18 protein-coding genes are annotated in these 23,270 nt (G+C 62.5%); 10 read left to right on the forward strand and 8 right to left on the reverse strand.

Annotated elements, in window-relative coordinates; translation table 11 throughout:
- Positions 1–116 precede the first annotated feature (116 nt).
- Genes K9B32_RS03090 through K9B32_RS03100 form a run of 3 tightly spaced genes read right to left on the reverse strand, consistent with a single transcriptional unit; the run spans position 117 to position 5,385 of the window.
- Positions 117–2,330 carry a 3-hydroxyacyl-CoA dehydrogenase NAD-binding domain-containing protein gene (locus K9B32_RS03090; protein WP_224560422.1) on the reverse strand — a complete coding sequence of 738 codons (2,214 nt, stop codon included), beginning with the start codon at positions 2,328–2,330 and terminating at the stop codon, positions 117–119.
- A gap of 12 nt (positions 2,331–2,342) precedes the next feature.
- Entirely contained in the window at positions 2,343–3,551 is a 1,209-nt protein-coding gene (locus tag K9B32_RS03095) for an acetyl-CoA C-acetyltransferase (RefSeq protein WP_007796359.1), read from the reverse strand.
- A 37-nt stretch (positions 3,552–3,588) separates the two neighbouring features.
- Positions 3,589–5,385: an acyl-CoA dehydrogenase C-terminal domain-containing protein gene (locus K9B32_RS03100; protein WP_224560423.1), complete on the reverse strand. Its 1,797-nt coding sequence runs from the start codon at positions 5,383–5,385 to the stop codon at positions 3,589–3,591.
- Positions 5,386–5,580: 195 nt separating this feature from the next.
- On the opposite strand from K9B32_RS03100, the gene K9B32_RS03105 reads away from it, so the two are divergent.
- On the forward strand, positions 5,581–6,054 hold the full coding sequence (locus K9B32_RS03105) for a VOC family protein (protein WP_224560424.1): 474 nt from the start codon (positions 5,581–5,583) through the stop codon (positions 6,052–6,054).
- Positions 6,055–6,432: 378 nt separating this feature from the next.
- The gene (locus tag K9B32_RS03110; protein ID WP_224560425.1) at positions 6,433–6,804 is read left to right on the forward strand and encodes a hypothetical protein; all 372 of its coding nucleotides are present in this window, start codon (positions 6,433–6,435) and stop codon (positions 6,802–6,804) included.
- 13 nt (positions 6,805–6,817) lie between these two features.
- On the opposite strand, the gene K9B32_RS03115 is transcribed toward K9B32_RS03110, so the two are convergent.
- The gene (locus tag K9B32_RS03115; RefSeq protein WP_224560426.1) at positions 6,818–8,101 is read right to left on the reverse strand and encodes a cystathionine gamma-synthase family protein; all 1,284 of its coding nucleotides are present in this window, start codon (positions 8,099–8,101) and stop codon (positions 6,818–6,820) included.
- Between the two features lie 121 nt (positions 8,102–8,222).
- On the opposite strand from K9B32_RS03115, the gene K9B32_RS03120 reads away from it, so the two are divergent.
- The 4 genes from K9B32_RS03120 (at position 8,223) to K9B32_RS03135 (ending at position 14,132) form a co-directional block, all read left to right on the forward strand.
- Positions 8,223–8,681, forward strand: a complete 459-nt coding sequence (locus K9B32_RS03120; protein WP_224560427.1) for an Lrp/AsnC family transcriptional regulator — start codon at positions 8,223–8,225, stop codon at positions 8,679–8,681.
- A gap of 71 nt (positions 8,682–8,752) precedes the next feature.
- Complete coding sequence (locus K9B32_RS03125; RefSeq protein WP_224560428.1) at positions 8,753–9,454, forward strand: SDR family NAD(P)-dependent oxidoreductase; 702 nt, start codon at positions 8,753–8,755, stop codon at positions 9,452–9,454.
- Positions 9,455–9,797: 343 nt separating this feature from the next.
- The gene (locus K9B32_RS03130) at positions 9,798–13,610 is read left to right on the forward strand and encodes a peptidoglycan-binding protein (protein ID WP_224560429.1); all 3,813 of its coding nucleotides are present in this window, start codon (positions 9,798–9,800) and stop codon (positions 13,608–13,610) included.
- 306 nt (positions 13,611–13,916) lie between these two features.
- Entirely contained in the window at positions 13,917–14,132 is a 216-nt protein-coding gene (locus K9B32_RS03135; protein ID WP_007796382.1) for a hypothetical protein, read from the forward strand.
- Positions 14,133–14,253: 121 nt separating this feature from the next.
- Here the strand turns inward: K9B32_RS03135 and K9B32_RS03140 are convergent, their stop codons facing one another.
- Positions 14,254–14,754 carry a MarR family winged helix-turn-helix transcriptional regulator gene (locus K9B32_RS03140; protein WP_224560430.1) on the reverse strand — a complete coding sequence of 167 codons (501 nt, stop codon included), beginning with the start codon at positions 14,752–14,754 and terminating at the stop codon, positions 14,254–14,256.
- Positions 14,755–14,809: 55 nt separating this feature from the next.
- On the opposite strand from K9B32_RS03140, the gene K9B32_RS03145 reads away from it, so the two are divergent.
- Complete coding sequence (locus K9B32_RS03145; RefSeq protein ID WP_224560431.1) at positions 14,810–15,214, forward strand: GFA family protein; 405 nt, start codon at positions 14,810–14,812, stop codon at positions 15,212–15,214.
- Position 15,215: 1 nt separating this feature from the next.
- Here K9B32_RS03145 and K9B32_RS03150 read toward each other — a convergent pair whose 3' ends face one another.
- Positions 15,216–16,415 carry an MFS transporter gene (locus tag K9B32_RS03150; RefSeq protein WP_224560432.1) on the reverse strand — a complete coding sequence of 400 codons (1,200 nt, stop codon included), beginning with the start codon at positions 16,413–16,415 and terminating at the stop codon, positions 15,216–15,218.
- 133 nt (positions 16,416–16,548) lie between these two features.
- On the opposite strand from K9B32_RS03150, the gene K9B32_RS03155 reads away from it, so the two are divergent.
- On the forward strand, positions 16,549–17,148 hold the full coding sequence (locus K9B32_RS03155) for a TetR/AcrR family transcriptional regulator (protein WP_224560433.1): 600 nt from the start codon (positions 16,549–16,551) through the stop codon (positions 17,146–17,148).
- On the opposite strand, the gene K9B32_RS03160 is transcribed toward K9B32_RS03155, so the two are convergent.
- Positions 17,108–20,611 carry a PAS-domain containing protein gene (locus tag K9B32_RS03160; RefSeq protein WP_224560434.1) on the reverse strand — a complete coding sequence of 1,168 codons (3,504 nt, stop codon included), beginning with the start codon at positions 20,609–20,611 and terminating at the stop codon, positions 17,108–17,110. The two genes, K9B32_RS03155 and K9B32_RS03160, sit on opposite strands and share 41 nt — an antisense overlap.
- 213 nt (positions 20,612–20,824) lie before the next feature.
- Between K9B32_RS03160 and mscL the strand changes: the two genes are divergently transcribed.
- Both mscL and K9B32_RS03170 read left to right on the forward strand, forming a co-directional pair.
- On the forward strand, positions 20,825–21,265 hold the full coding sequence (mscL, locus tag K9B32_RS03165) for a large conductance mechanosensitive channel protein MscL (protein ID WP_224560435.1): 441 nt from the start codon (positions 20,825–20,827) through the stop codon (positions 21,263–21,265).
- A 122-nt stretch (positions 21,266–21,387) separates the two neighbouring features.
- Entirely contained in the window at positions 21,388–22,554 is a 1,167-nt protein-coding gene (locus tag K9B32_RS03170) for a pyridoxal phosphate-dependent aminotransferase (RefSeq protein WP_224560436.1), read from the forward strand.
- A gap of 63 nt (positions 22,555–22,617) precedes the next feature.
- Here the strand turns inward: K9B32_RS03170 and K9B32_RS03175 are convergent, their stop codons facing one another.
- Entirely contained in the window at positions 22,618–22,929 is a 312-nt protein-coding gene (locus K9B32_RS03175) for a potassium channel family protein (protein WP_224560437.1), read from the reverse strand.
- Between the last annotated feature and the right edge of the window lie 341 nt (positions 22,930–23,270).

The following is a 23,270-nucleotide window of genomic DNA, read 5'->3' on the forward strand; positions in this document are numbered from 1 at the left end:
TTGGGGGGGCAGCCTACGGATGCGGAGGGCGCACGCATTGCGGAACTTCACTGACATGAACTGTGGTCGTGACAGCCGCCTGCTTGTGTAGGTGCTAGCAGGCTTGAAGAAGCGGCTTACGCCGCCTCCTTCTCCTTGGCATACGGATCAAACCGACCGTAGAAAGTCTCGCCCTTGGCCGCCATGTCCTTGAGCAGTGTCGTTGGCTTGAAGTGTGCGCCGTAGGTTGCCGCAAGTTTCTCGCAGAGTTCCACGAAGGCCTTCACGCCCATGCCGTCGATGTAGGAGAGCACGCCACCGGTGTAGGGAGCAAAGCCGAAGCCGAGGATGGAGCCAACGTCGGCTTCGCGCGGATCGGTGACGATGCCTTCCTCCATGGTGCGGGCGGCTTCCAGCGCGATGGTGACGAGGAAGCGCTGCTTCAGCACCTCGACATCAACCTCGTCGGCCTCCCTCTGCGGGTAGAAGGTCTTCAGCTCCGGCCATAGCGACTTCTTGGCCGGTTTCGCCGGATAGTCGTAGAAGCCCTTGCCGTTCTTGCGGCCGCGGCGGTCGAGTTCGTCGACCATCTTGTTGATCAGTGCCATGTGCTTCGGATCGACGGCGGCCTCGCCGAGATCGGCAGCGGTGGCCTTGAGGATCTTCTGCGAGAGATCGATCGCAACCTCGTCGTTCAGCGACAGCGGACCGACCGGCATGCCGGCCATCTTGGCGGCATTCTCGATCATGACGGGCGGGACGCCCTCGATCAGCATGTCGTAGGCTTCGTGAATGTAGCGGAAGACGCAGCGGTTGACGAAGAAGCCGCGCGTGTCGTTGACGACGATAGGCGTCTTCTTGATGGCGGCGACGTAATCGAGCGCAACGGCGAGCGCCTTGTCGCCGGTCTGCTTGCCGAGGATGACCTCCGTCAGCATCATCTTCTCGACCGGCGAGAAGAAATGCACGCCGATGAAATCGGCCGGGCGCTTCGAGTTCCTGGCAAGGCCGGTGATCGGCAGCGTCGAGGTGTTGGAGGCAAAGATCGCGCCTTCTGGCAGAACGGCCTCAACTGCCTCGATCACGGCCTTCTTGACCTCGCGGTCTTCGAACACGGCTTCGATGACGAGATCGGCGTCCTTCAGGTCACCATAGTCGGCGGAGGGCGCGATGCGGGAAAGCAGTGCGGCGCCATCGTCTTGCGTAAGGCGACCCTTACCGATGGAGTCCTTCACCAGTGCTTCGCCGACGCCCTTACCCTTTGTCGCCGCTTCGATGTCGCGGTCGATGAGGGTGACGGGGATGCCGGCGGCGGCGGTCACATAGGCGATCGAGGCTCCCATGAAACCGGCGCCAACGACACCCACCTTCTTCAGCTCCGTCCTTGCAACGTCAGCGGGGCGGCGGGCCCCTTTGCCGAGCTCCTGCATGGAGATGAAGAGCGAGCGGATCATCGAGAAGGCTTCGTTGGTCTGCAGGATCTCGGTGAAATAGCGCTGCTCGATCTTGAGGCCGGTGTCGAAAGGCACCTGCAGGCCTTCATAGACGCACTTCAGAATGGCGAGTGCTGCCGGATAGTTGCCTGATGTTTCGCGGCGCAGGATCGCGGGCGCGGCCGGCCAGAGCTGGGCTGCGGCCGGCGTCCAGATGCCGCCGCCGGGCGCCTTGAAGCCCTTCTCGTCCCAGGGGGCAACGGGCTTCAGCCCGTCCTTGATCATCTGCTTGGCCGTGGGGATCAGCTGATCCGGCTCAACCACCTGATGGACGAGATTCATCGCCTTGGCGCGTGCTGCCGTCAGCGACTGGCCGGTCGTCATCATCTGCAGGGCCGACTGGGTGTCCGCCAGGCGCGACACGCGCTGCGTGCCGCCGGCGCCCGGGAAGATGCCGACCTTGACCTCGGGCAGGGCGATCTTCACCGACTTGGCATTCGAGGCGACGCGGCCGTGGCAGGCCAGCGACATCTCGAATGCGCCGCCCATGCAGGTGCCGTTGATCGCCGAGACCCAGGGCTTGCCCGAGGTTTCGATCTTGCGGAAGAGGCTGGTCATGCGGCCGACGAGATCGAAGAGTTTCTGCGCGGCGCCATCGGCGTTGGCGGCCTTCTCGTGCTGGTAGAGCGAGAACATCGACTTGATCATCGAGAGGTCCGCGCCGCCCGAAAAGCTCGACTTGCCGGAGGTGATGACCGCGCCCTTGATGGCGCTGTCGGCGACGACCGCATCGACGATGGCGTCCAGCTCGTCCATCACCTCTGCGGTGAAGACGTTCATGGACTTGCCGGGCATATCCCAGGTGACAAGGGCGATGCCGTCTGCGTCTGTTTCGACGGTGAAATTCTTGTAGGTCATCGTCTCTCTCCCTTAGACGCGTTCGATGATGGTCGCGGTGCCCATGCCGGCACCGATGCAGAGCGTGACGAGCGCGGTGTTCAGGTCGCGGCGCTCCAGCTCGTCCAGCACCGTGCCCAGAATCATCGCGCCGGTGGCGCCGAGCGGGTGGCCCATGGCGATCGCGCCGCCGTTGACGTTGATCTTGTCGTGCGGGATCTCGAAGGCTTGGCAGTAGCGTAGCACGACGGCGGCGAAGGCCTCGTTGAGTTCGAAGAGATCGATGTCGGCAAGCGTCATGCCCGTGCGCTTCAGAAGCTTTTCGGTGACGTCGACCGGGCCGGTCAGCATCAGCGCCGGGTCGGAGCCGATATTGGCGAAGGCTTTGATGCGGCCACGGGGCTTCACGCCCATGCTTTCGCCTCCGGCCTTGGAGCCGAGCAGCACGGCGGCCGCGCCGTCGACGATGCCAGAGGAATTGCCGGCGTGGTGGACGTAGTTGAGGCGCTCGATCTCCGGATGGGCCTGGATCGCGACGGCCTCGAAGCCACCCATCTCGCCCGGCATCTGGAAGGAGGGGTTCAGGCTTGCCAGCGCCTGCATGTCGGTGCCGGGACGCATGTGCTCGTCATGGGCAAGGATCGTCAGGCCGTTCTGGTCCTTGACCGGGATGACGGAATTCTTGAAGTAGCCCTTCTCCCAGGCGTTTGCCGCCCGCTTCTGGCTTTCGACCGCGTAGGCGTCGACGTCGTCGCGCGAGAAGCCGTATTTGGTGGCAATCAGGTCGGCCGAGACGCCCTGCGGCATGAAGTAGGCCGGGAAGTTCACCGACGGGTCCATGAACCAGGCGCCGCCCGACATGCCGAGACCGACGCGCGACATGCTTTCGACGCCGCCTGCAATGACGATGTCATCGGCGCCTTGCGCGATCTTCGCCGCGCCGAAGTTCACGGCGTCGAGGCCGGAAGCGCAGAAGCGGGATATCTGCATGCCAGGCGCCTTGGTCGAATAGCCAGCCTCGAAGGCCGCCCCGCGCGGGATGACCGCGCCGGCTTCCATGACAGGATCGACGCAGCCCATGATGATGTCGTCGACGGTTGCGGTATCGAGTCCATTGCGGTCGCGGATCGCTTCCAGGGTCTTGGCGGCAAGGCGCACCGACGGCACCTCGTGCAGCGAACCGTCCTTTTTGCCGCGGCCGCGTGGCGTGCGCACGTGGTCGTAAATGAAAACCTTGGTCATTGTCTCATCTCCCTATCGGCGTCGGGCGCCGTTGAACTCAAAAAGCCTCGGCGGCCAAGGTCATCATCGTTTCTGCGCCGGTCTCGATGCGGGCCTTGCGCAGCGCCGTTTCCGGCATGATCCGCTCCATGAAGAAACGGGCTGTGACGAGCTTGTTGCGAAGGTAGCTTTCGCGGGCGTCGTCGCCGCTCGCAAGGCCATTCTCGGCAGCCTTTGCCATCTTCGCCCACATATAGCCAAGGACGACGAGACCGAAGAGGTGCATGTAGTCGGTCGAGCCTGCGCCGGCATTGTCGGGCTTGGCCATGGCGTGCTGCATGAACCACATGGTCGCCGACTGCACGTCGTTCAACCCCTTCTTCAGGTTCTTGGTGAAGAACGTCATCTTCTCGTCGTCGCGGTTTTCTTCACAGAAATCGCCGATCTCCTTGAAGAGCGCCATGACGGCGCGGCCGCCGTTCAAGCCGAGCTTACGGCCCACCAGATCAAGCGCCTGGATGCCGTTGGCGCCTTCGTAGATCATGGCGATGCGGGCATCGCGCACATATTGGCTCATGCCGTGCTCTTCGATGTAGCCGTGGCCGCCGAACACCTGCTGGGCCATGACTGCGTGGTCGAAGCCCTTGTCGGTCAGGACGCCCTTGAGGATCGGGGTGACGAGACCGAGAATGTCGTCGGCGGTCTGGCGCTCCTTCTCGTCCGCCGAGCGGTGGGCGATGTCGGATTTCAGCGCCGTCCAGAGCAGGAAGGCGCGGCCTGCCTCGTTGAAGGCGCGGATTGTCATCAGCGAACGGCGAATGTCGGGATGCACGATGATCGGGTCAGCCTTTTTATCAGGCGCCTTCGGGCCGGAGAGCGAGCGGCCCTGGATGCGCTCGCGGGCATAGTTGACGGCGTTCTGATAGGCGATTTCGGCGATCGCCAGACCCTGTAGACCGACGCCGAGGCGGGCTTCGTTCATCATCACGAACATGGCGTTGAGACCCTTGTTCTCCGCGCCGATGAGGAAACCGGTCGCCTCGTCATAGTTCATGACACACGTGGCGTTGCCATGAATGCCCATCTTGTGCTCGATCGCGCCGCAGGAGACCTGATTGCGCTCGCCCGGTGTGCCATCCGATTTGACGAGATGCTTCGGCACGATGAACAGCGAAATGCCCTTGGTGCCATCAGGCGCGCCTTCGATGCGCGCCAGCACCAGATGCACTATGTTGCCGGTCATGTCGTGCTCGCCGGCGGAGATGAAGATCTTCTGGCCCGAGATCTTGTAGCTGCCGTCACCTTGAGGCACGGCCTTGGTGCGCAGGAGGCCGAGATCGGTCCCGCAATGCGGCTCGGTAAGGTTCATGGTGCCGGACCATTCGCCGGAGACCATCTTCGGCAGATAGGTCTGCTTCTGCTCGTCCGAGCCGTGGACGACAATTGCGGCGATCGCGCCTTGGGTCAGCCCCGGATACATCATCAGCGACATGTTGGCGGCCGACGTATACTCACCGACGGCGGCGTGCAACGTATAGGGGAGGCCCTGGCCGCCGAATTCCTCAGGGACGGCAAGTCCCGTCCAGCCGCCCCGGCAGTAGGCGTCGTAGCCTTCCTTGAAGCCTTTGGGCACGGAGACGGAACCGTCTTCGCGGCGGACGCAGCCTTCCTGGTCGCCGGAATAGTTCAGGGGGAAGAGCACTTCTTCGGCAATCTTCGCAGCCTCGCCGAGAATCGCCTCGATCATGTCAGGCGTCGCATCGGCAAACCCCGGGAGATTGTTGTAGCGTTCCAGGCCGAGCACATCGTTCAGCACGAAGAGCGTGTCGTTAACCGGGGCCTTGTAGACTGGCATTGTTCGAATTCCTCCAATTCGGCACGCCGGACGAGGCCGGCATTTGAGAGTCTCTTACAAAATATTGACGTTTGCGTAAACGTCAAATTTCGCAGATCCTCGAATTTGTGATGACATGGTGTCGGGAATGGCGGGCGGGGAACGTCCTGGGGCTGTCGAAAATTTCGTCAGAGCAACTACGAGGAGGACAAATCCATGCTCAAGGTCAGTTCGAATCTCTGGTTCGAGAAGGACGTCCAGCAAGCCGTCGAATTCTATGTGGCGACCATTCCCGATTCGTCCATGGGGCGCACGACCATCCTGCCGGCGGAAACGCCGAGCGGCCCTCCGGGCAGCGTCAAGATCATCGACTTCAAGCTCGGGAACCAGGATTTTGTCGCCATGGAAGCCGGCCCGCTCGACGCCTTCAACCACGCCTTCTCGATCTCGGTCGAATGCGAAACGCAGGCCGAGATCGACCGGATATGGAACGCCTTCCTGAAAAACGGCGGCGTCGAAGAGCAGTGCGGCTGGCTGAAGGATCGCTGGGGCCTTTCCTGGCAGATAGTTCCGCGGGCGCTGATCGAGATGATCGCTGATCCGGATCGGGAGCGCGCCAAGCGCGTCACCGAGGTCATGCTCGGCATGGTGAAACTCGATATCGCGAAGCTCGAGCAAGCCTATCGGTAAGACGTGGATCGCGAACTGAAAGGCAAATGCGCGGTCACCGCTCTGTCATTCTAGCAATCACCCGTCCTCGTCCTTCGAGGCTCCTGCGAAGCCCCTCAGGATGAGGGCTGGTCGTTGGTGCGCCGGTGAGCGATGAAGCCGGTCGTTAGTGCGGCGTCAAAAGAATCGCTGACGATTTCCTTGCTCTGGGCGTACCGTCTCCAATCCTGCGCCGCCGCCGCTCCGCCCTCATCCTGAGGTGCTCCGGAGGAGCCTCGAAGGATCAGGATGGCCACCGGCCTCCTCGCCACGCAACAGCCACGCAACCGGGTTGCGTCCGAACGAAGACGCGCTAGACTTCACGGGCAGACCGACGAAAGAGCTTGGAGGAGCGATTTTATGAGACGGATGTGGCCGGAAGAGTTCAATTCCATCCTGGACGGAGCCGAGGAAGTCACGCTGGAGCTGCCGGCGGTGGAGCATGAGGACGGCACGCGCAGCGAGGCGGTCAGCCGCAAGGCACTGAAAGTCCGCATTTCAATGGATGACTATGAGCGCATCTGGCCGCTGGCCGAAATGCGCTTCCGGCTCGACGGCAAGAGGGCCGGCAAGGCGATCACGCTGATCACCACCAGTCCGCACTACCATCGCTGGCACCCTGCCGACGGCGGCAGTGTCGACAATATTTCCGACAGCGGCCGCCACTACACGACGAAATACATCGTCGTGCATTTCCTGCTCGACGATGTGAGGGAAACGGCGGCCGCCTAAGCCGCCGTTAAATTCACGCCGCGTCCAGCGCCTGTTGCAGATCGGCCACGAGATCGTCCGGATGCTCGATGCCGATCGACAGGCGGATGGTTGATTCCAGGACACCGATCCGTTGGCGGACGTCGGCCGGCACGCCGGAATGGGTCATCGTTGCCGGATGGCTGGCGAGCGATTCCGTGCCGCCCAGGCTGACCGCCAGCTTGAATATCTGCAGGGCGTTCAGGAACTTGAAGGATGCCGGCTGGCCGCCCCTGATGTCGAAGGAGAAGGTCGATCCCGCACCGCTGCACTGCGCCGCGAAGGTGCGCCCGACTGGCGAACTGGCGTCGTGATAGGGCAAGTAGTGAATCCCGTCGACCTTCGGATGCTCGCGCAGGAAGTCGGCAACGACGCGGGCATTATTGTTGGCCCGCTCCATGCGGATCTGCAGCGTTTCCAGCGAACGGCCGAGCATCCAGCAGGAGTGCGGATCAAGCTGCGTGCCGATGGCGCCGCGCAACGCCTTGACCTGCTTCATGACGGCCTTCGGGCCGAGCGCCGCGCCGGCGATCAGATCCGAATGGCCGCCGACATATTTGGTCAGCGAATAGAGCGAGATATCGGCGCCGTGTTCGATTGGCCGCTGGAAGACAGGACCAAGCAGCGTGTTATCACAGGCGACGATCGGCGTGTGGCCCTGTTTTCTGCCGATCGCGTCGGCGACACGGCGGATCATCGCGACGTCGACGAGGCTGTTCGTCGGATTGGCAGGCGTCTCGACGAGGATCACCGACACCCGGCCCTTGGCCATGGCGTCTTCGGCGGCGGCCTGAACCGACGCTTCGCTGACGCCATCGGCGAAGCCGACAGCCGCGACGCCGAGATTGAGGAACGTCTTTGCCAGCAGCGTCTCGGTTCCGCCGTAGAGTGGCTGGGAATGCAGGATGGCGTCGCCCGGGCGCACGAAGGCAAGCAGCGTCGTCGCGATGGCCGACATGCCGGATGAGAAGAGCGCGCAACTTTCTGTACGCTCATAGACGGCAAGCCGGTCTTCGACGATTTCGCTGTTGGGATGATTGAATCGGGAATAGACGAGCCCCGCACCCTTGCCGGCGGGTGGCTCCTTGCGGCCGGATACGTAATCGAAGAAATCCCGGCCATCCTCGGCGGATTTGAAGACGAATGTCGATGTCAGGAACACCGGCGGCTTCACCGCCCCTTCCGACAGTTCCGGGTCGTAGCCATAGTTCAGCATCTGCGTTTCGGGATGCAGGGCGTGGTTGCCGATATGAGTCTTGGAAGGGTGTGGTGCGGTCATTGTCGTCTCCTCAAGAGATACGCGTGATGCTCGCAAATTATATCAGAACGCGAGGACTGTTCTTGCTATTTGCAGCGCGCCTGTGCTTTCTGATGCAACTTATTGCGGAGAATTAAGAGTTGTGACGCAGAAAATTGCTGACGACATGGACCGGAAGATCCTTAGGGAATTGACGGGCGATGCCCGCCTTCCAAACAACGAGCTCGCCGAGCGTGTCGGGCTCTCCGCATCCGCCTGCCTTCGTCGTCTGCGCCGGCTGGAGGACGCGGCGATCATCCAGGGTTACACGACACTCGTCGATCCGGCCGTCGACGGCTGGACGATGACGGCACTGGCTTCCGTCAGGCTCAGCCGCCAGCACGAGGACGAGATTGAGATGTTCGAGAGCGCCGTTCGGGGATGGGACGAGGTGCTCGAGTGCCATCTGGTCACCGGATCGCGTGACTATGTGCTGAAGGTGATGAGTTCGGGGCTCGAGGATTATGAGCGTTTCATCAAGGAAAAGATTGCCCGGCTGAAATGCGTCGATACTATCGAGACCAGCTTCGTGATGAATACGATCAAGGCGCGGCGGGTGTAAATCCGCTGGCGAGCTTGATGCCGTGTTCTGCGGTTTGGGTTTCGGTGACATCGATCCGGAGGACGACAGGCATGACTGAGTTTCCTTACAGCTCGGCTCTCATCGTCGGTGCAGGGCCAGGCCTCAGTACCTCGCTTGCGCGCCAGCTGACGGCGCGTGGCGTCAAGGTCGCGCTGGCAGCGCGCAACATCGACAAGCTGAACGAACTGGCCGGTGAGACGGGCGCAAGGACCTTTGCCGCGGATGCCGCGCAGCCGGCTTCCGTCGCAGCACTCTTTGACGACGCCGCGGCTGCGATTGGCGATCCTGAGGTCGTCGTCTACAACGCCAGCGGCCGCCTGCGCGGTCCTGTGATCGAGCTCGACCCAGTCGCTGTCGAACAGGCAATTGCAATCAGCGCCTATGGCGGCTTTCTGGTCAGCCAGCAGGCTGCAAAGCGCATGATCCCGCATGGGCATGGCGCGATCCTGTTTACCGGGGCGACGGCGAGCATCAAGGGATATGCCCAGTCCGCCGCGTTTGCCATGGGCAAGTTCGCGCTTCGCGGCCTTGCCCAGAGCGCTGCCCGCGAGCTGGGGCCGAAGGGAATTCACGTCGCCCACTTCATCATCGACGGCGCCATCCGTTCAAGGATGCGTCAGGAAGACCCGGCCAAGCCGGATGCGACGCTCGATCCCGATGCCATTGCGCAGAGCTACATCGATGTCCTGCTGCAGCATAGGAGTGCATGGTCGCAGGAAATCGAGTTGCGGCCATGGACGGAATCGTTCTGATATCGGACTAACATGGCTTTGACGCCTACGATTGCACGCGAAGCGGTGTCGGCCGGTTTCAGCACGGAAACCGGCTCAAAATCCTGAAAAGTTAAAAAAATCTCACGCTGGTTAACGGGTTGTTTACCACGTTTCGTGAAAGGTGCGGTCTGAGCATTGGCGACCTGCATTCCTTTTTCCAGTCTCGCGTTTCATGGAATGCGGCTACGCCGTACAGGTTGCGGAAAGTCTAATTGATTATCCCTTCATGAATGGTGCTCTCGTCCGCATTCCGGTGCGGCGCTGACGGAAAAGCCAATGATCGGCCCTGACGAGGGTTCGGACAGACGAAGCGAGCAAGAAGATGAACGGATCGCGATCAAATTCCCCACGGCATTCCGACAGGGCGTCGCTCGATGCGCTGAACCGTACCATCGAAGGTCTGGAGGCGAGGATCGAGGGGCTGATCGGCACTGGCGCCCGCGACCAGCGCCAACCTCCCGCGGCGCCGGAGCGCGAGAGCTACGCCGATCTTTATGCCGCCCGCGCACCTTATGCCGCCGAAGCGCGGCTGGATCCCTTCGCTGAAATTCGCCAGCGCCAGCGCATTCTGGAGGCAAGCCGCGAACGCCCGGCGGTGCGCGAGCCCGCACCGTACACGCGGGAGCCGTCGGCCTCTCCGCGTGCGCCGCTCCCGGTTGCCGAACGCGCGCCGCGTTCCGCCGCGCCGCAACCGGCCGCGCCCCAACCGGCCCACCGCGCTGCCGAAGACACCATGACCGAGATCGCGCAGGCGCTCGTCAATCTTCGCCAGGACCTGAAGCGCGACATCTCCGATGGCGTGACGCGCGAAATGAACGCGCTGCGCGAAGAGATCCGCAGCATCAAGGTCGGGGCGGAAGACCGCCGCTTCGCCGATGACATCCGCGCCGACATGAGCCGCCTTGCGAGTAGCATCGATCAGCTTGCCGGTCGCTCCAATGCGCCCGAGGCGCAAGGGTTGCGCGGCGAGTTCGAAGAGCTGCGCTCGCTGATGGACGGGCTCGCACGCGAAGATTCAATCCGCCACATGGAAACCCGCTGGGACGGTTTCGAGCACCAGTTGCATGCACTCGACACGGCCGGTCTGCAGGAAGAGCTGGTGGCGCTTGCCTACCGGCTCGATGATATCAAGCGCCATATCGGCGGCATGGGCGAAAGCCCTGCCGTTCGGGCGCTGGAAGACAAGCTTATCTCCATCGCAACGGCGATGGAGCAGTTCGGCAGCATGATCCAGCCGCACGATCGGGCGATGGCCGAGCAGTTTGCAGCGGTCGATGGCCGGCTCGATGAAATCAGCCGCGCCATCGCGGCAACCGGCCGCGCCGCCGCCAGCGGCGATCCGGCCTTGATGCATCGCCTCGAAGGCCGCCTGAACGCCCTGGGCGAACAGATCGATATGATGGGTCATAGCGTCGCGAGCCGCGCGGCGCCGGCCGACGGCCTGGCCGATCGGCTTGAAACCCTGACGCTGCGCGTCGAGGAACTCGCCAATGCCGAGGCAACCTCGCGCCTCGACGAACGCCTGGAGCACCTGTCCTACCTGCTCGAGCGGAGCCACAAGGCTGCGCCGCAGCCGGAGCTGACGGGCGCGCTTGCCGACATCTCGCGCAAGATCGATGCGCTCGAGGTCGGCTCGGTCAACGACGCGCTCGCGCAGCGCCTGGACTATCTTGCGCGCCGTATTGACGAGATGGATTTCCAGCCGCTCCAGCCTGTCGCCGCTCCCGTGGACGACAGCGCGTTCCGCCGCATCGAAAGCAGGCTCAGCGACATCGTCGCGCGCCTGGAGGAAAGCACCGCTGCACCGGCGGCCGATCCATATGCGCTGAAGAATCTTGAGGACCAGATCGCAAACCTGTCGGCGCTGATGAGCGAGCCGCGGCCCGCGGCCGAGCTGCCGGCGGATTTCGACCGCCGCATGGGCGCGATCGAAGACTATATGGCGACTAGCGACGAATATATCATCGAGGCTGCCCGCCAGGCGGCCGAAGCGGTGGTCGAGGCCTATGCGAGAAGCGGCGCCCTGCAAGGCGGCGCGCCGGCTGCGGCCGATATGTCGGCGCTCAATGCGCTTGCCGAAGACCTGCGCCAACTCGAGGATCTCAGCCGCAGCAGCGACGAGCGCACCCACAAGACCTTCCAGGCCCTGCACGAAACCCTGGTCCAGATCGCCGAGCGATTGGACGTGATGGAAGACCGCGCTATCGCAAGGCCGGCGCTGAGAATGCCTGTCGCCGATGTCGATTTCGCAGTCGATACCTACGCGATAATGCAGGCTGGCGCCGAAGACGCGCAGAAACCGGCGGTGTTCGGAACCCGCGCCCCGGCAAGCCGTCAGCCCGAAGTCGCCGAAGAAGCGCCCGCCGTGCCGGTCATGGCTGCAACCGACACCAGTGCGATCGCGATCGAGGCCGCGACCAAGCCGGCATCATCCACAGGTCCCTCCAAGGGCAGCCTGCTTTCCAGCCTCGGAAAGCGTCTGCTGCCGAGCAAGAAGGCAAAGGCAGAGACCGCTGCCGGCGAACGCACCCTTATTGATCCCGCTCCTTCCATCGATCCCGTCGACGTAATGCCGCCGGAAGCCGCCAACGAGCCGCTGGAGCCGGGCTCGGGTGCGCCGGACATCAAGAAGATCCTGGAGCGTGTACGTGCCAGCCAGAACGCTGCGCGGACGAACGTCAAGCCGGCGACCGAAAACGAGCGCGCCGACTATATCGCGGCTGCCCGCCGCGCCGCGCAGGCTGCAGCGCTGGAAACCGAACCGGCCGCCAAGCCCGTCAAGGCCGAGAAGAAGGCAAAGGACAAGGATGCCGTGAAGGGTAGTGCCTTCTCGCGCTTCCGGCGTCCGATCCTGCTTGCCGTCGGCGCCGTGCTGCTGGCGATCATGGCGTTCCCGCTGGCCCGCACGCTGACGAGCGGCCAACCGGCGCCGTCCGCCGAAGTTGCCGTGCTGACGGATTCGTCCAGCAACGCCCTGCCGCCCGACAGCGAAACGGCACCGGACCAGGCCGAAGCGACCGCTCCGGAAGTCCCGGCCGCAGAAGCCCCCGTCGCGCCGCTTGCAAGCGCCGATCCGGTACCCGCGCCGGCAGCACCCGACCATCTGACCGCAACCGCACCGCTGAGCGGCGACACGGCCACCCCGCTTGCGCCATCCGGCGCTCTGCAGGACGCATCCGGCTTCGTTGCCAAGGACGCGGCCCCGGTCGCCGCAGGGATGGCGGCTGCGCCCGCCGCCCCGGCCATGGAAACAGCGGGTATTGCCGTTCCCGATGTCGTGCAGCCGAAGTCGCTCGCCGATGCCGCCAAGAACGGCGATGCGCTGGCGCTCTTTGAGATCGGCGCTCGCTATAGCGAAGGCCGCGCCGGCATCGCCGTCGATCCGAAGGAGGCGGCAAATTGGTATCAGCTCGCTGCGGACAAGGGCTTCGCGCCGGCCGAATACCGTCTCGGCAACATTTACGAGAAGGGCACGGGTGTCGATCGCGATATCGCCAAGGCGAAGCAGTACTACGAGCAGGCGGCAAACCAGGGCAACGCCAGCGCGATGCACAATCTCGCCGTGCTCTATGCCTCCGGCGCGCTAGGCCAGCAGGACTACAAGACGGCTGCGGATTGGTTCGTCAAGGCAGCCAATCTCGGCATCACCGACAGCCAGTTCAATCTGGCGATCCTTTGCGCCCGCGGCAATGGCGTCGCGCAGGATCTGACCGAGTCTTACAGGTGGTTCGCGATTGCCGCCAAGGGCGGTGACAAGGACGCGTCACAGAAACGTGACGAGGTCGCCAACGCAATGAAGCCGGATCAGCTCGAAAAGGCGCGCGCCAAGGCCGACCTCTGGAAGGCTGCACCGCTCGATAGCAAGGCGAATGGCGTGGACGTCCCGGATGAGTGGGTCGGCAATGCCACCAAGACCTCGACCGTCGACATGAAGAAAGCGATCCGCAACATCCAGGCGATCCTCAACAACAACGGTTTCGACGCCGGCCAGCCGGACGGCGAGATGGGCGCGAAGACGGTCGCGGCGATCAAGAACTTCCAGAAATCGATCGGCCAGGAGCCGAGCGGCAAGATCAACGACGTTACGGTGAAGGCGCTGCTGGAGCGCAACAAGGCGCCCGCCACCAAGGTCTGATTGCCACGCCCTCCGATCTCCCGTGCGCTTACCGGAGATCGATCAAATGCGTGCCATGGTGTGTGCAGGTCCGTGCAAGCTTCGCCGAGTATTTGTAAGCAGAGCCTGGATTCAGTTCGTGCAGGCTCGGAGGTGGTGCGATTGTATCGATCGCAGCTCAAGAAGAAATTTCGCATTCGGCGCGTATTCTTCCGAAAATGCTATTTGCAAAATATTGCAACTATGATTCTTCTTGCTGCGTAAGTGCTCTGCGTATCGTGATTCGGTGAATGTCGTTGATGCTGAATGATTTGGCGGAGATTCCGAATGATAGGTCTTGATATTGAGAGTTGGGCGCTGACGCGAGCTCACCATATAGTCCTCAACGAGGGATTGAATCTTGCGAAGGCGGCGCAGGATCTGGATCGCAAGCGGTCACGCACACTGGTCTACGAGCTTCAGAAAGTCATAGCCGCCGCCATCCTTGAAGCGCATGCAGCCAATGTGAATTCCGATGGGCCGCAGGCTGGCCACGGCGCCTAATCTTGCGTTGCTCTATATACGATAGCCGCCGGCTTAGGGGCGAACCCGGCGACTGCTCGCGTCCTTTCCATGAGATATCCATAGGTCAATTGCTTCAGGCCGACGAGCCGCCATAGCCGGCCTATGCCTTGCCGGTTTCCGCGTCGAGAGTTTCGATCAGTCTGGTCATGACGGTTCGGGCCGCATCGATTTCGGCTGACGTGAACGACTGCCCGAGCCTGTCGGCCCACTGCGCCTGCGCTATCTCGATCGCGGCGAGGCGGGTTTCGCCTTCATCAGTCAACTTTACCAGTTTGGCGCGCTGATGCTGCGGGTTGTCGACATAGCTGATCAGCCCGTCACCTTCGAGCGTATCCGCCAGCCGTTGGACGCCCTGCCGGGAAACCCCGAGCAGCCGGGCGATCTGCGCCACGGAATGCGCGCCGCCTCGCGCGCCTGCAAGCACCTGCCAGCGAGCGCTCGTCTGCCCGGTCGGCCTCGCCAAGTCGTCGCCGGCGGCGGTCAGCCGGCCTGCGAGCCGCAATGCGGTGATAGCAAACAGCGAGAAGGCATCGCCTTCGGCAGTCCGCTTCGGGCGATTTTGTTTGACAACATGTTGTCGTCTGTGTATTTCGTCAAGCATGACAACATATTGTCATGATCGGACACCCTTGCAAAGGGCCGGAGGAGGAATTTCCATGAAAAAGACCTACACGGGCAGCTGCCACTGCGGCAAAATCCGCTACGAGGTCGATGCCGATCTCCAGGCCGGCACCGGCCGCTGCAATTGCTCGGTCTGCGGCAAGCGGCGCTATTGGGGCGCGGTCGTGAAGCCGGAGGATTTCCGTCTGCAATGCGAGGAGACGGCGGCCGCTGACTATCAGTTCGCAACGATGAGCGGCCACCACCGCTTCTGCCCGACATGCGGCCTGCACGCCTACGGGCACGGGCATATTCCCGAGATTGGCGGGGACTATGTTTCGATCAACATCGCCTGCCTCGACGACATATCGCCAGAGGAGCTTGCTGCGCTGCCCATCCGCTACATGGATGGACGCCACGACAACTGGTGGAACGAGCCAGCGGTGACGAGCTACCTCTAGTTCAAGCCGGCAGCCTTGCAGCCCTGCTGCGTTCGGCGCGGAGGCCGAGCAGTCCGGCTCCCGTCACCAGAATGATCGCCGTTGCATAAAGGTCAGTGGTCAGCTGGTAGCCAAGCGATTTGGCCAGAAAGCCGGCGAGGATGGCCGGGAGGCTGAAAGCCAGATAGCTCTGGATATAAAAAGCGGACAACAGACCGGCGCGTTCGTCGGCCTTGGCAAGCGGCATGATCGTGCCGATCGAACCAAGGAAGTTTGTGCCGAACCCGGCGCCCGTCAGGAGCGTGCCGACGAGCAGCAGCGGTACGTTGCCGAGGTGGACGCCGGCGACGACGGTCAGAATGCCAAGCGTGGTCGCGGTCGTGCCGAAACCGAGGTTGGCCGCACCGGACTTGACGCGCCTGAGATAGACCGCAACCGCGCCCGAGACCATCAGCGCCGTTACGATCGCTCCGCCCGTCAGCGGCGCCCGGCTGCCGGTTGTGCTGGCGACCAGCGAGGGGACCAGCGAGAGGTAGAAGCCGCCGAGCGTCCAATTTGCGATGTTGATCGGCGTGACCAGGGTGAGCGGGCGCTTGACCTGCGGTGGGATCGAAATCGTCGGCTTCAGGGAGTTCCAGAATCCCGGCCGCCGGCCGCCGGTCTCGCGGGTCGCCCAGATGGCGCCGGCCTGTCCGACGAAGGCAGCGAGCAGGATGGCGTAGACGAGGTGAAGCGGGAAAGGTCCGTACTGGATCAAGGCGCTGGTGCCGATGGCGCCAACCGCCATGCCTGAGAGCGGTGCGATGGAGTTGACGAGCTGTCCCTTCGCGCGGTCGACGTCGACGAGCGCTGCGCCGATCGACGCGCCGGCGATGCCCGTCGCCAGGCCCTGCACGATCCGCGCAGCAATCAACCAGCCTGGGCCGCTTGCAACGACGAACAGCGCCATGGCGATGATCTCCATGACGAGGGCCGTGAAGATCACCGGCTTGCGGCCAAGGTGGTCGGAGATCGAGCCGGCGATGAGCAATGCGGCAAGAAGCGCGAAGGCATAGACCGCGAAGATTACCGTGATCAGCACCGGAGAGAGCGCGAGGTTTTCCTGATAGATCCGGTAGAGCGGCGTAGGCGCTGCCGAAGCGCCGAAGAAGGTCGCGAGCGTGATCGCGTGGAAAGGGATCGGATTGCACGAGGTCGTTGTGGAATTGGCGGCGCGGAACATATATAAGCCTCTTAAAGCTAATTCGTTGCGTTAGCCATGTAGGTCGATCCGACACTAAAAGCAAATAATTTGCGTTAATGGAACGGTCAAAGATTTTGAACCATGCGCCGGGCAGGAAGACAGGACGTTAGAAATGGCAGCAAAGGAAAATCTCCGGCCGGGTGGCCGCAGTGCCAGGGTGCAGGCTTCGGTGCATCAGGCGGTCCGCGAATTGCTTTCGGGCATGGAGCGCGCGGATGTCACGATCCCGCTGATTGCCGCAAAGGCCGGCGTCACCCCATCGACGATCTACCGTCGCTGGGGCGACCTGCAGGAATTACTGGCTGACGTGGCGGTCGAACGCCTGCGCCCCGATATGCAGCCGATCGACACTGGCAGCGGCAGGGGAGACCTCGAAGCCTGGGCGGAACAATTTGCCGAAGAAATGTCCTCCGGCGTCGGACGCGAGATGATCCGCGACGTGCTGGCCGCGCAAGACAATGCCAACGCCTGCAAGTGCTGCGCCTTCACCCGCGAGCAGATGGAACTGCTGAGCGAGTGGGCGCTTGCACGCGGCGAAAGCTTTCCGCCGGTCGATGCCGTGATGGATCAGGTCGTTGCGCCGATTATCTACCGCATTCTGTTCGGAGACGTGCCGAGCGCAGAACGGGTGCGCAGCCTCGTGGCCGACGTGATGACAAAGGACATGAACGTCACTCCGCCGCCGCACGCTTCTGAGCGGAAATCTGTGTGATATAGGCCCTCAGCGCTGCCGGACGCACGGGCTTGTGCTGGATGCCGATACCGTGCCGCTCGGCTTCGGCACGAACCTCGGGTGTGCGGTCTGCCGTCACGACGAGGGCCGGAATGAACGCCGTGAACCGTTCCCGGAGCGTGACGATGGCAGAAATGCCGGTGCCGTCGCCAAGGTGATAATCGGCGATAATCACGTCGGGCGGTGCTTGGCGCGCATCAAGCGCGCGGACCGCCCGTAGCGAGTCCAGGCATCGAACCTCGCAGCCCCAGCCGCTGATCAGGAGCTGCATGCCTTCCAGAATATGCGGCTCGTTGTCGACGCACAGGACCTTCAGTCCCTTGAGGCTCTGCGCCGAATGCTCCACCGGTTGGGCAGCGCCAACGCGCTCGGCAAGCCGCGAGGCATCACGCGGCATGACGATCCGGAAATCCGTGCCCTTGCCGTGTGTTGAGTGCAGTTCCACCGTATGGTTGAGGACGCGCGCGATACGATCGACGATCGAGAGGCCGAGCCCCAAACCGGAGGCCGTTTTGGCGCCTTCGTCAAGCCGGGCGAATTCCTTGAAGACGGTCCGGAACTTCGACGGCGGAATGCCGATCCCAGAATCCATCACTTGAATGACGACCTGGCTTCCGCGCCGGCGCGCGCCGACCAGCACCTTGCCGTCGATCGTGTATTTGATCGCGTTGGAGACGAGGTTCTGCACCAGGCGGCGAAGCAGGTTGGGGTCGGAGCGAACTCGCAGCGAGGTGGGCATCACCACCAGCTTCAGCTTCTTCTCGCGGGCGATCGGCGCGAAGTCGGTCTGGATTCGCTCCAGCAGATCGGAAAGCGGCACGGAGGCGAGGCGCGGCCGCATGGCTCCGGTGTCAAGCCGCGAAATATCAAGCACGGCGCCAAGGATGGTCTCGACCGACTCCAGCGCGGAATCGATGTTGCGAACGATCGCACTGCTTTCGGATTGGCCCATGCGCTCGACCAGCGCCGAGGAATAGAGCCGGGCGGCATTGAGCGGCTGCAGGATGTCGTGGCCGGCGGCGGCGAAGAAGCGGGTCTTCCCGAGGCTGGCTTCATCCGCCGCCGCCCGCGCCTCGCCGAGTTCGTGGTTGACGCGGGTGAGCTCTGCCGTGCGTTCGGCGACGCGCTGTTCCAGGGTTTCGTTCGCCTGCTTCAGGGCTCGGTCGGCGGCGACCCGCTGGCTGATGTCGGTAAAGGTTGCGACGATGCCCTTATCCGGCATGGCATTGGAGCGGACTTCGATGATGCGCTCGCCACCGCCAAGCACCAGTGCGAACGGCTTGTCCAGCGTCAGGAAGTGGCGAACGGTCTGGTTGACTTCGCCGGCCGGAATATCGCCGCGCTGGCTGAGGATTGCCACGATGTCGGCAAGCGGGAAACCCACTTGTCCGGCATTCTCCGGCAGGTCGAGCAACTGCCTGAAACGCCGGTTCCAGATCGTCAGGTTGTTCGAGCTGTCGAAGACCGCGATGCCCTGGTCCATCTGCGACAGCGCGGTCTGCAGCATGTCCTGGTTATATTGCAGCGCCTCGCTTGCCTGGTCGAGCAGCCAGGCGGTATCGGCGGAGGCGTCTTCCACCTTCTGAAGGATCAGCGACAGCACGAGCCGGGCCGACGAGGAGCCGATGGCGCTGCCGAGCAACTGTTCGGTAAAGTGAATGAGCGCCATGTCGGCCGGCTGGTCATCCTCAAGACCGCGGCCCGAATTTTGCTGGTAGGTCTGGAATGACCGTTTCATGCGCTCCTCGCCAAGATAGCGCGAGACCGTTGCCTTCAGATCGCCGACGCTGATGCGGGTCTTCCAGCCGCGCGTCGCAAACTGCGTACGGGACTGCCGCTTGACGAAGATTCCGGCCTGGATGCGTTCGAGCGGTCGCGCATTGCGGGTCACCGAACCGATGATGAAGAAGGCCGTATTGACGAGCAGGCTCATCACCGTGGCGTTGACCAGCGGATCAGTAGCGTCACCCGTGAAGATCGTCGTGCCGGGAAAGATGAAGCCGAGCACCGCGCTTGCAACGCCCGAATAGTCCGGTCCGCCAAGCGAGGGCAGGAACAGCAGGTAGACCCAGATCACGAAGCCCGATGTCAGCCCGAGGATGGCGCCACGCGCGTTGGCTTGCCGCCAGACAAGGCCGCCGAAAAGGGCTGGCGCCATCTGCGCAATTGCGGCGAAGGAAAGGAGGCCGATCGAGGCTAGTCCCGTTGTGCTGTCTGTCGACCGGTAATAGGCATAGCCGAGCAGCAGCACCGCGAAGATCGCGCTGCGCCTGACGTTGAGCAGCGTCTTGGCGAAATCGTTGCGCTGTCCTGTACGGTCGGTCAGCTTTCGGTGCAGGAAGATCGGCATGATGATGTCGTTTGACACCATGATTGACAGCGCGACCGACGCGACGATCACCATCGCCGTCGCGGCTGAAAAGCCGCCGATGAACGTGATCAGCGAGACGACCGGCATCTGCCCGGCAAGCGGCAGCGAGAGCATGTAGAGGTCTGCGTTGCCGCTGCCGCCGAACGTCAGCAGGCCGCCGATCGCCACTGGCAGCACGAAGAGATTGATGGCGACGAGATAAAGCGGGAACAGCAAGCCGGCGAGTCGAAGCTCACGCGACGTTCTATTCTCGACAACCGTGACGTGGAATTGCCTTGGCAGCATGATGATGGCGAAGGCCGACAGCAGAATCAGCGTGACCCAGCGGCTGATCGGCGTCTGGTAGTGTAGCGCTGAGAGCACGAGCTTGTTCTCGGCCGCCTTTTCCCAGAGGTCGGAGGGCCCATCGAACAGGAACCAGATGACGCAGACGCCGGCCGTGAGGAAGGCGAAAAGCTTGACGACGGACTCCATGGCAATGGCGAGGATCAATCCGTCCTGGTGCTCCGTCGCATCCGTGTGGCGTGTGCCGAACATGATCGCGAAGCAGGCGAGTACGAGCGTTACGAGCAGCGGCAGGTCGAGAAAATAGAGATTGCCGCTGCCGATGCCGTAATCCGACGGGTTGAGCATCGCCGTTACCGTACTCGATACCGATTTAAGTTGCAGCGCGATGTAGGGAATGGCGCCGACGAGCGAAATCAGCGCCACGATGGTCGCGACGGTCGGGTTCTTGCCATAGCGCGCGGAAATGAAGTCGGCGACCGATGTCAGCTTCTCGGCCTTGGCAAGCTCGATGATCCGTCGCAGCAGCGGCATGCCGAGCGTGAAGACGAGGATTGGCCCGATATAAATGCCAAGGAATTCCAGTCCGCGCTGCGATGCCAACCCGACGCCGCCGAAATAGGTCCAGGACGTGCAGTAGATCGCAAGACTGAATGCATAGACGACCGGTCGCCCGCCTGGTGGCGTGCCGAACATCCGGCGCCTGCGATCGCCATGGCTCGCCACTGCAAAGAGCAACAGCAGATAGCCGAAAGCAGATGCGACTATGACCCAGCCTGGCAGCATCGAACCTCCACCAGCGCTTCGGCGCCGGTCTCTTGGAATTCCAAGATTAGGGTAATTTCAAAGCTTTGAACATCGGGTGGGCTCTAGGCCTTAAGTCAAAGACCGCTGAGGACGGTGATAAATTGTAATTGGCGATTGAATAATTGCATCGAAGATGTAGCTAATGAAAACAATGACCTGTCAGTGCGACTGCATCAGAGGGAGACGGATCGAATGCTCAATGAGTTCAAAGCATTTATCGCCCGCGGCAATGTCATGGACCTTGCTGTCGGCGTTATCATCGGGGGTGCCTTTGGCGGCATCGTCAAGTCGCTGGTGGACGATGTCATCATGCCGATCGTCGGTGCCGTGTTTGGTGGGTTCGACTTCTCGAACTACTTCATCGGCCTGTCTTCCAATGTGAACGCACAGACCCTGGGCGCCGCGCGCCAGCAGGGTGCGGTTCTGGCCTATGGCAGCTTCATCACGGTGCTGATCAACTTTCTCATCCTTGCATGGATCATCTTCCTGATGGTCAAGGGCGTGAATACGCTGCAGAAGCAGGTGGACAGGCAGCTGAAGATCAAGGAGGCCAACGAAGAGGCGGCCGCACCGCCGGCCGATGTGGCGCTGCTGACGGAAATCCGCGACCTGCTGGCCAAGCGTCCCGCGTGAGTTTAAGAATTGGTTCTGCCGTTGCGGCGGGACCAATCATCACGAAAATCGATATCGCATCACCGATTGTCATGGGATTTGCCGCCGCGTTTGCTTTATGTAGGCGAAAACCGGAGTGATGCATGTCGATTGTCAGCAGCCTTAGCCCGCGTGCCGTTCTGGCGCCCGAAAGTGGAATCGTCGAAGTCGTCAATTATGCCCGTGGCCGCGATGGCCTTCTGCCGCTTTGGGTCGGCGAGGGAGATCTCTCGACGCCTGATTTCATCAACAAGGCGGCGATTGACGCGCTGTCAGGCGGTGAGACCTTCTATACCTATCAGCGCGGCATCCCGGAGCTGCGCCAGGCGCTGTCGGACTACTACGCCAGGCATTTCGACATCACCCTGCCTGTCGAGCATTTCTACGTCACCGGTTCCGGCATGCAGGCGATCCAGATTGCCGTGCAGGCTATGACGTCGCCTGGAGACGAACTCGTTTACCTGACGCCCGCCTGGCCGAACATTGCGGCCGCATTGGAAATTGCCGGCGCCCGTTCGGTCGGCGTGCAACTGACTTTCGAGGGCGGCAGGTGGGCGGTCGATCTTGACCGCATCGCGGCTGCAATCACGCCGAAGACGAAGGGGCTGTTTATCAACACGCCGTCCAATCCGACCGGCTGGACCGCAACTAGGGACGACCTCGTGGGCATCCTGGCGCTGGCGCGCAAGCATGATCTCTGGATCATGGCCGACGAGATTTATGCGCGCTATTACTTTGCCGGCGGCCGCGCACCGTCCTTCCTCGATGTCATGGAGCCGGACGACAAGGTGATGTTCGTCAACTCCTTCTCGAAGAACTGGTCGATGACTGGTTGGCGTGTCGGCTGGATCGTTGCCCCGCCGCAAACCGGCCAGGTGCTCGAAAACCTCATCCAGTATTCGACCTCCGGCGTGGCGCAGTTCATGCAGCGAGGGGCGGTTGCCGCCCTGAACGACGGCGACGCATTCGTGCGGTCCAACATCGACAAGGCCAAGCGCTCCCGCGACATCCTTTGCGACGCGCTGATTGCCACGAACCGTGTCGAGACGTTGAAGCCGGATGGCGCGCTATATGCATTTCTGAAGATCGACGGGGTGAAAGACAGCCGCAAGGCAGCCATCGACATCGTCGACAAAACCGGCGTCGGATTGGCACCGGGAACGGCCTTCGGGCCGGGCGGCGAGCTCTTCCTGCGCGCCTGCTTCCTGCGCGATCCGGCGCAGATCCAGATGGCCGCCGACAGACTGTGCGATTACATCCTGAAGCTTTGATAGGATCTGCGGCTGGGTTGCCCGCGCCTACACGGCAGCTCATGTGCCGCGGGCGGCGTCGTTTTACTCGGCTTTGTCGCGACCTGCCGCGTTAAGCGCCTGTACGCTGGCGGCGGCAACCAAGCCGGTCAGGACGATGCCGGAAAGTCCGATCAGTAGGGCGAGCATCCGCGCCACGGTATGCTTGGGTGCAAGATCGCCGTAGCCGATGGTGAGACCCGTGATGAAGGTGAAGTAAAAGGTTTCGCCGATCCGCCAACCCTCGATCTGTCCGATGACAATGCCGGATCCGACCATGATGACAAGGATTCCGGAGAAGATAGGCCAGAGGATGGAAACCTGCTGGAACAGCGCGGCAAAGAACAGTCGTCTCATTCGTTTTGCTTGGGACCTGGAGCTTACCGCCATGGCCATTTGCCTTTCGAGTCGTGCGATATGCTTGCCGTACCTGACAGCAAGTACGTCCAGCTGCGCAGGGCTGCGTTATGGAAAGCGTGGCCGAGAAGGCTTTCAGTCACCAGGACCGCCGTCGCGGCAACGGACGCCCCCTGCCAAATCTCAAGCTCCCGCGGCGACGGTTCCCTTAGCCGTATCTGCGAAACGCCGTCCCAATGCGAGCGGCCCTGGTTTTGCAGCACGCGGAGATCTCGCTGGAGTGTCCTGTCGGCGAGCCGGGTTTCCGCGTCGACATCGTTCGCCGCTTCGAAGGCGACAAA

The organism is Rhizobium sp. 3T7, from assembly GCF_020166565.1.
Lineage (GTDB): Bacteria > Pseudomonadota > Alphaproteobacteria > Rhizobiales > Rhizobiaceae > Rhizobium.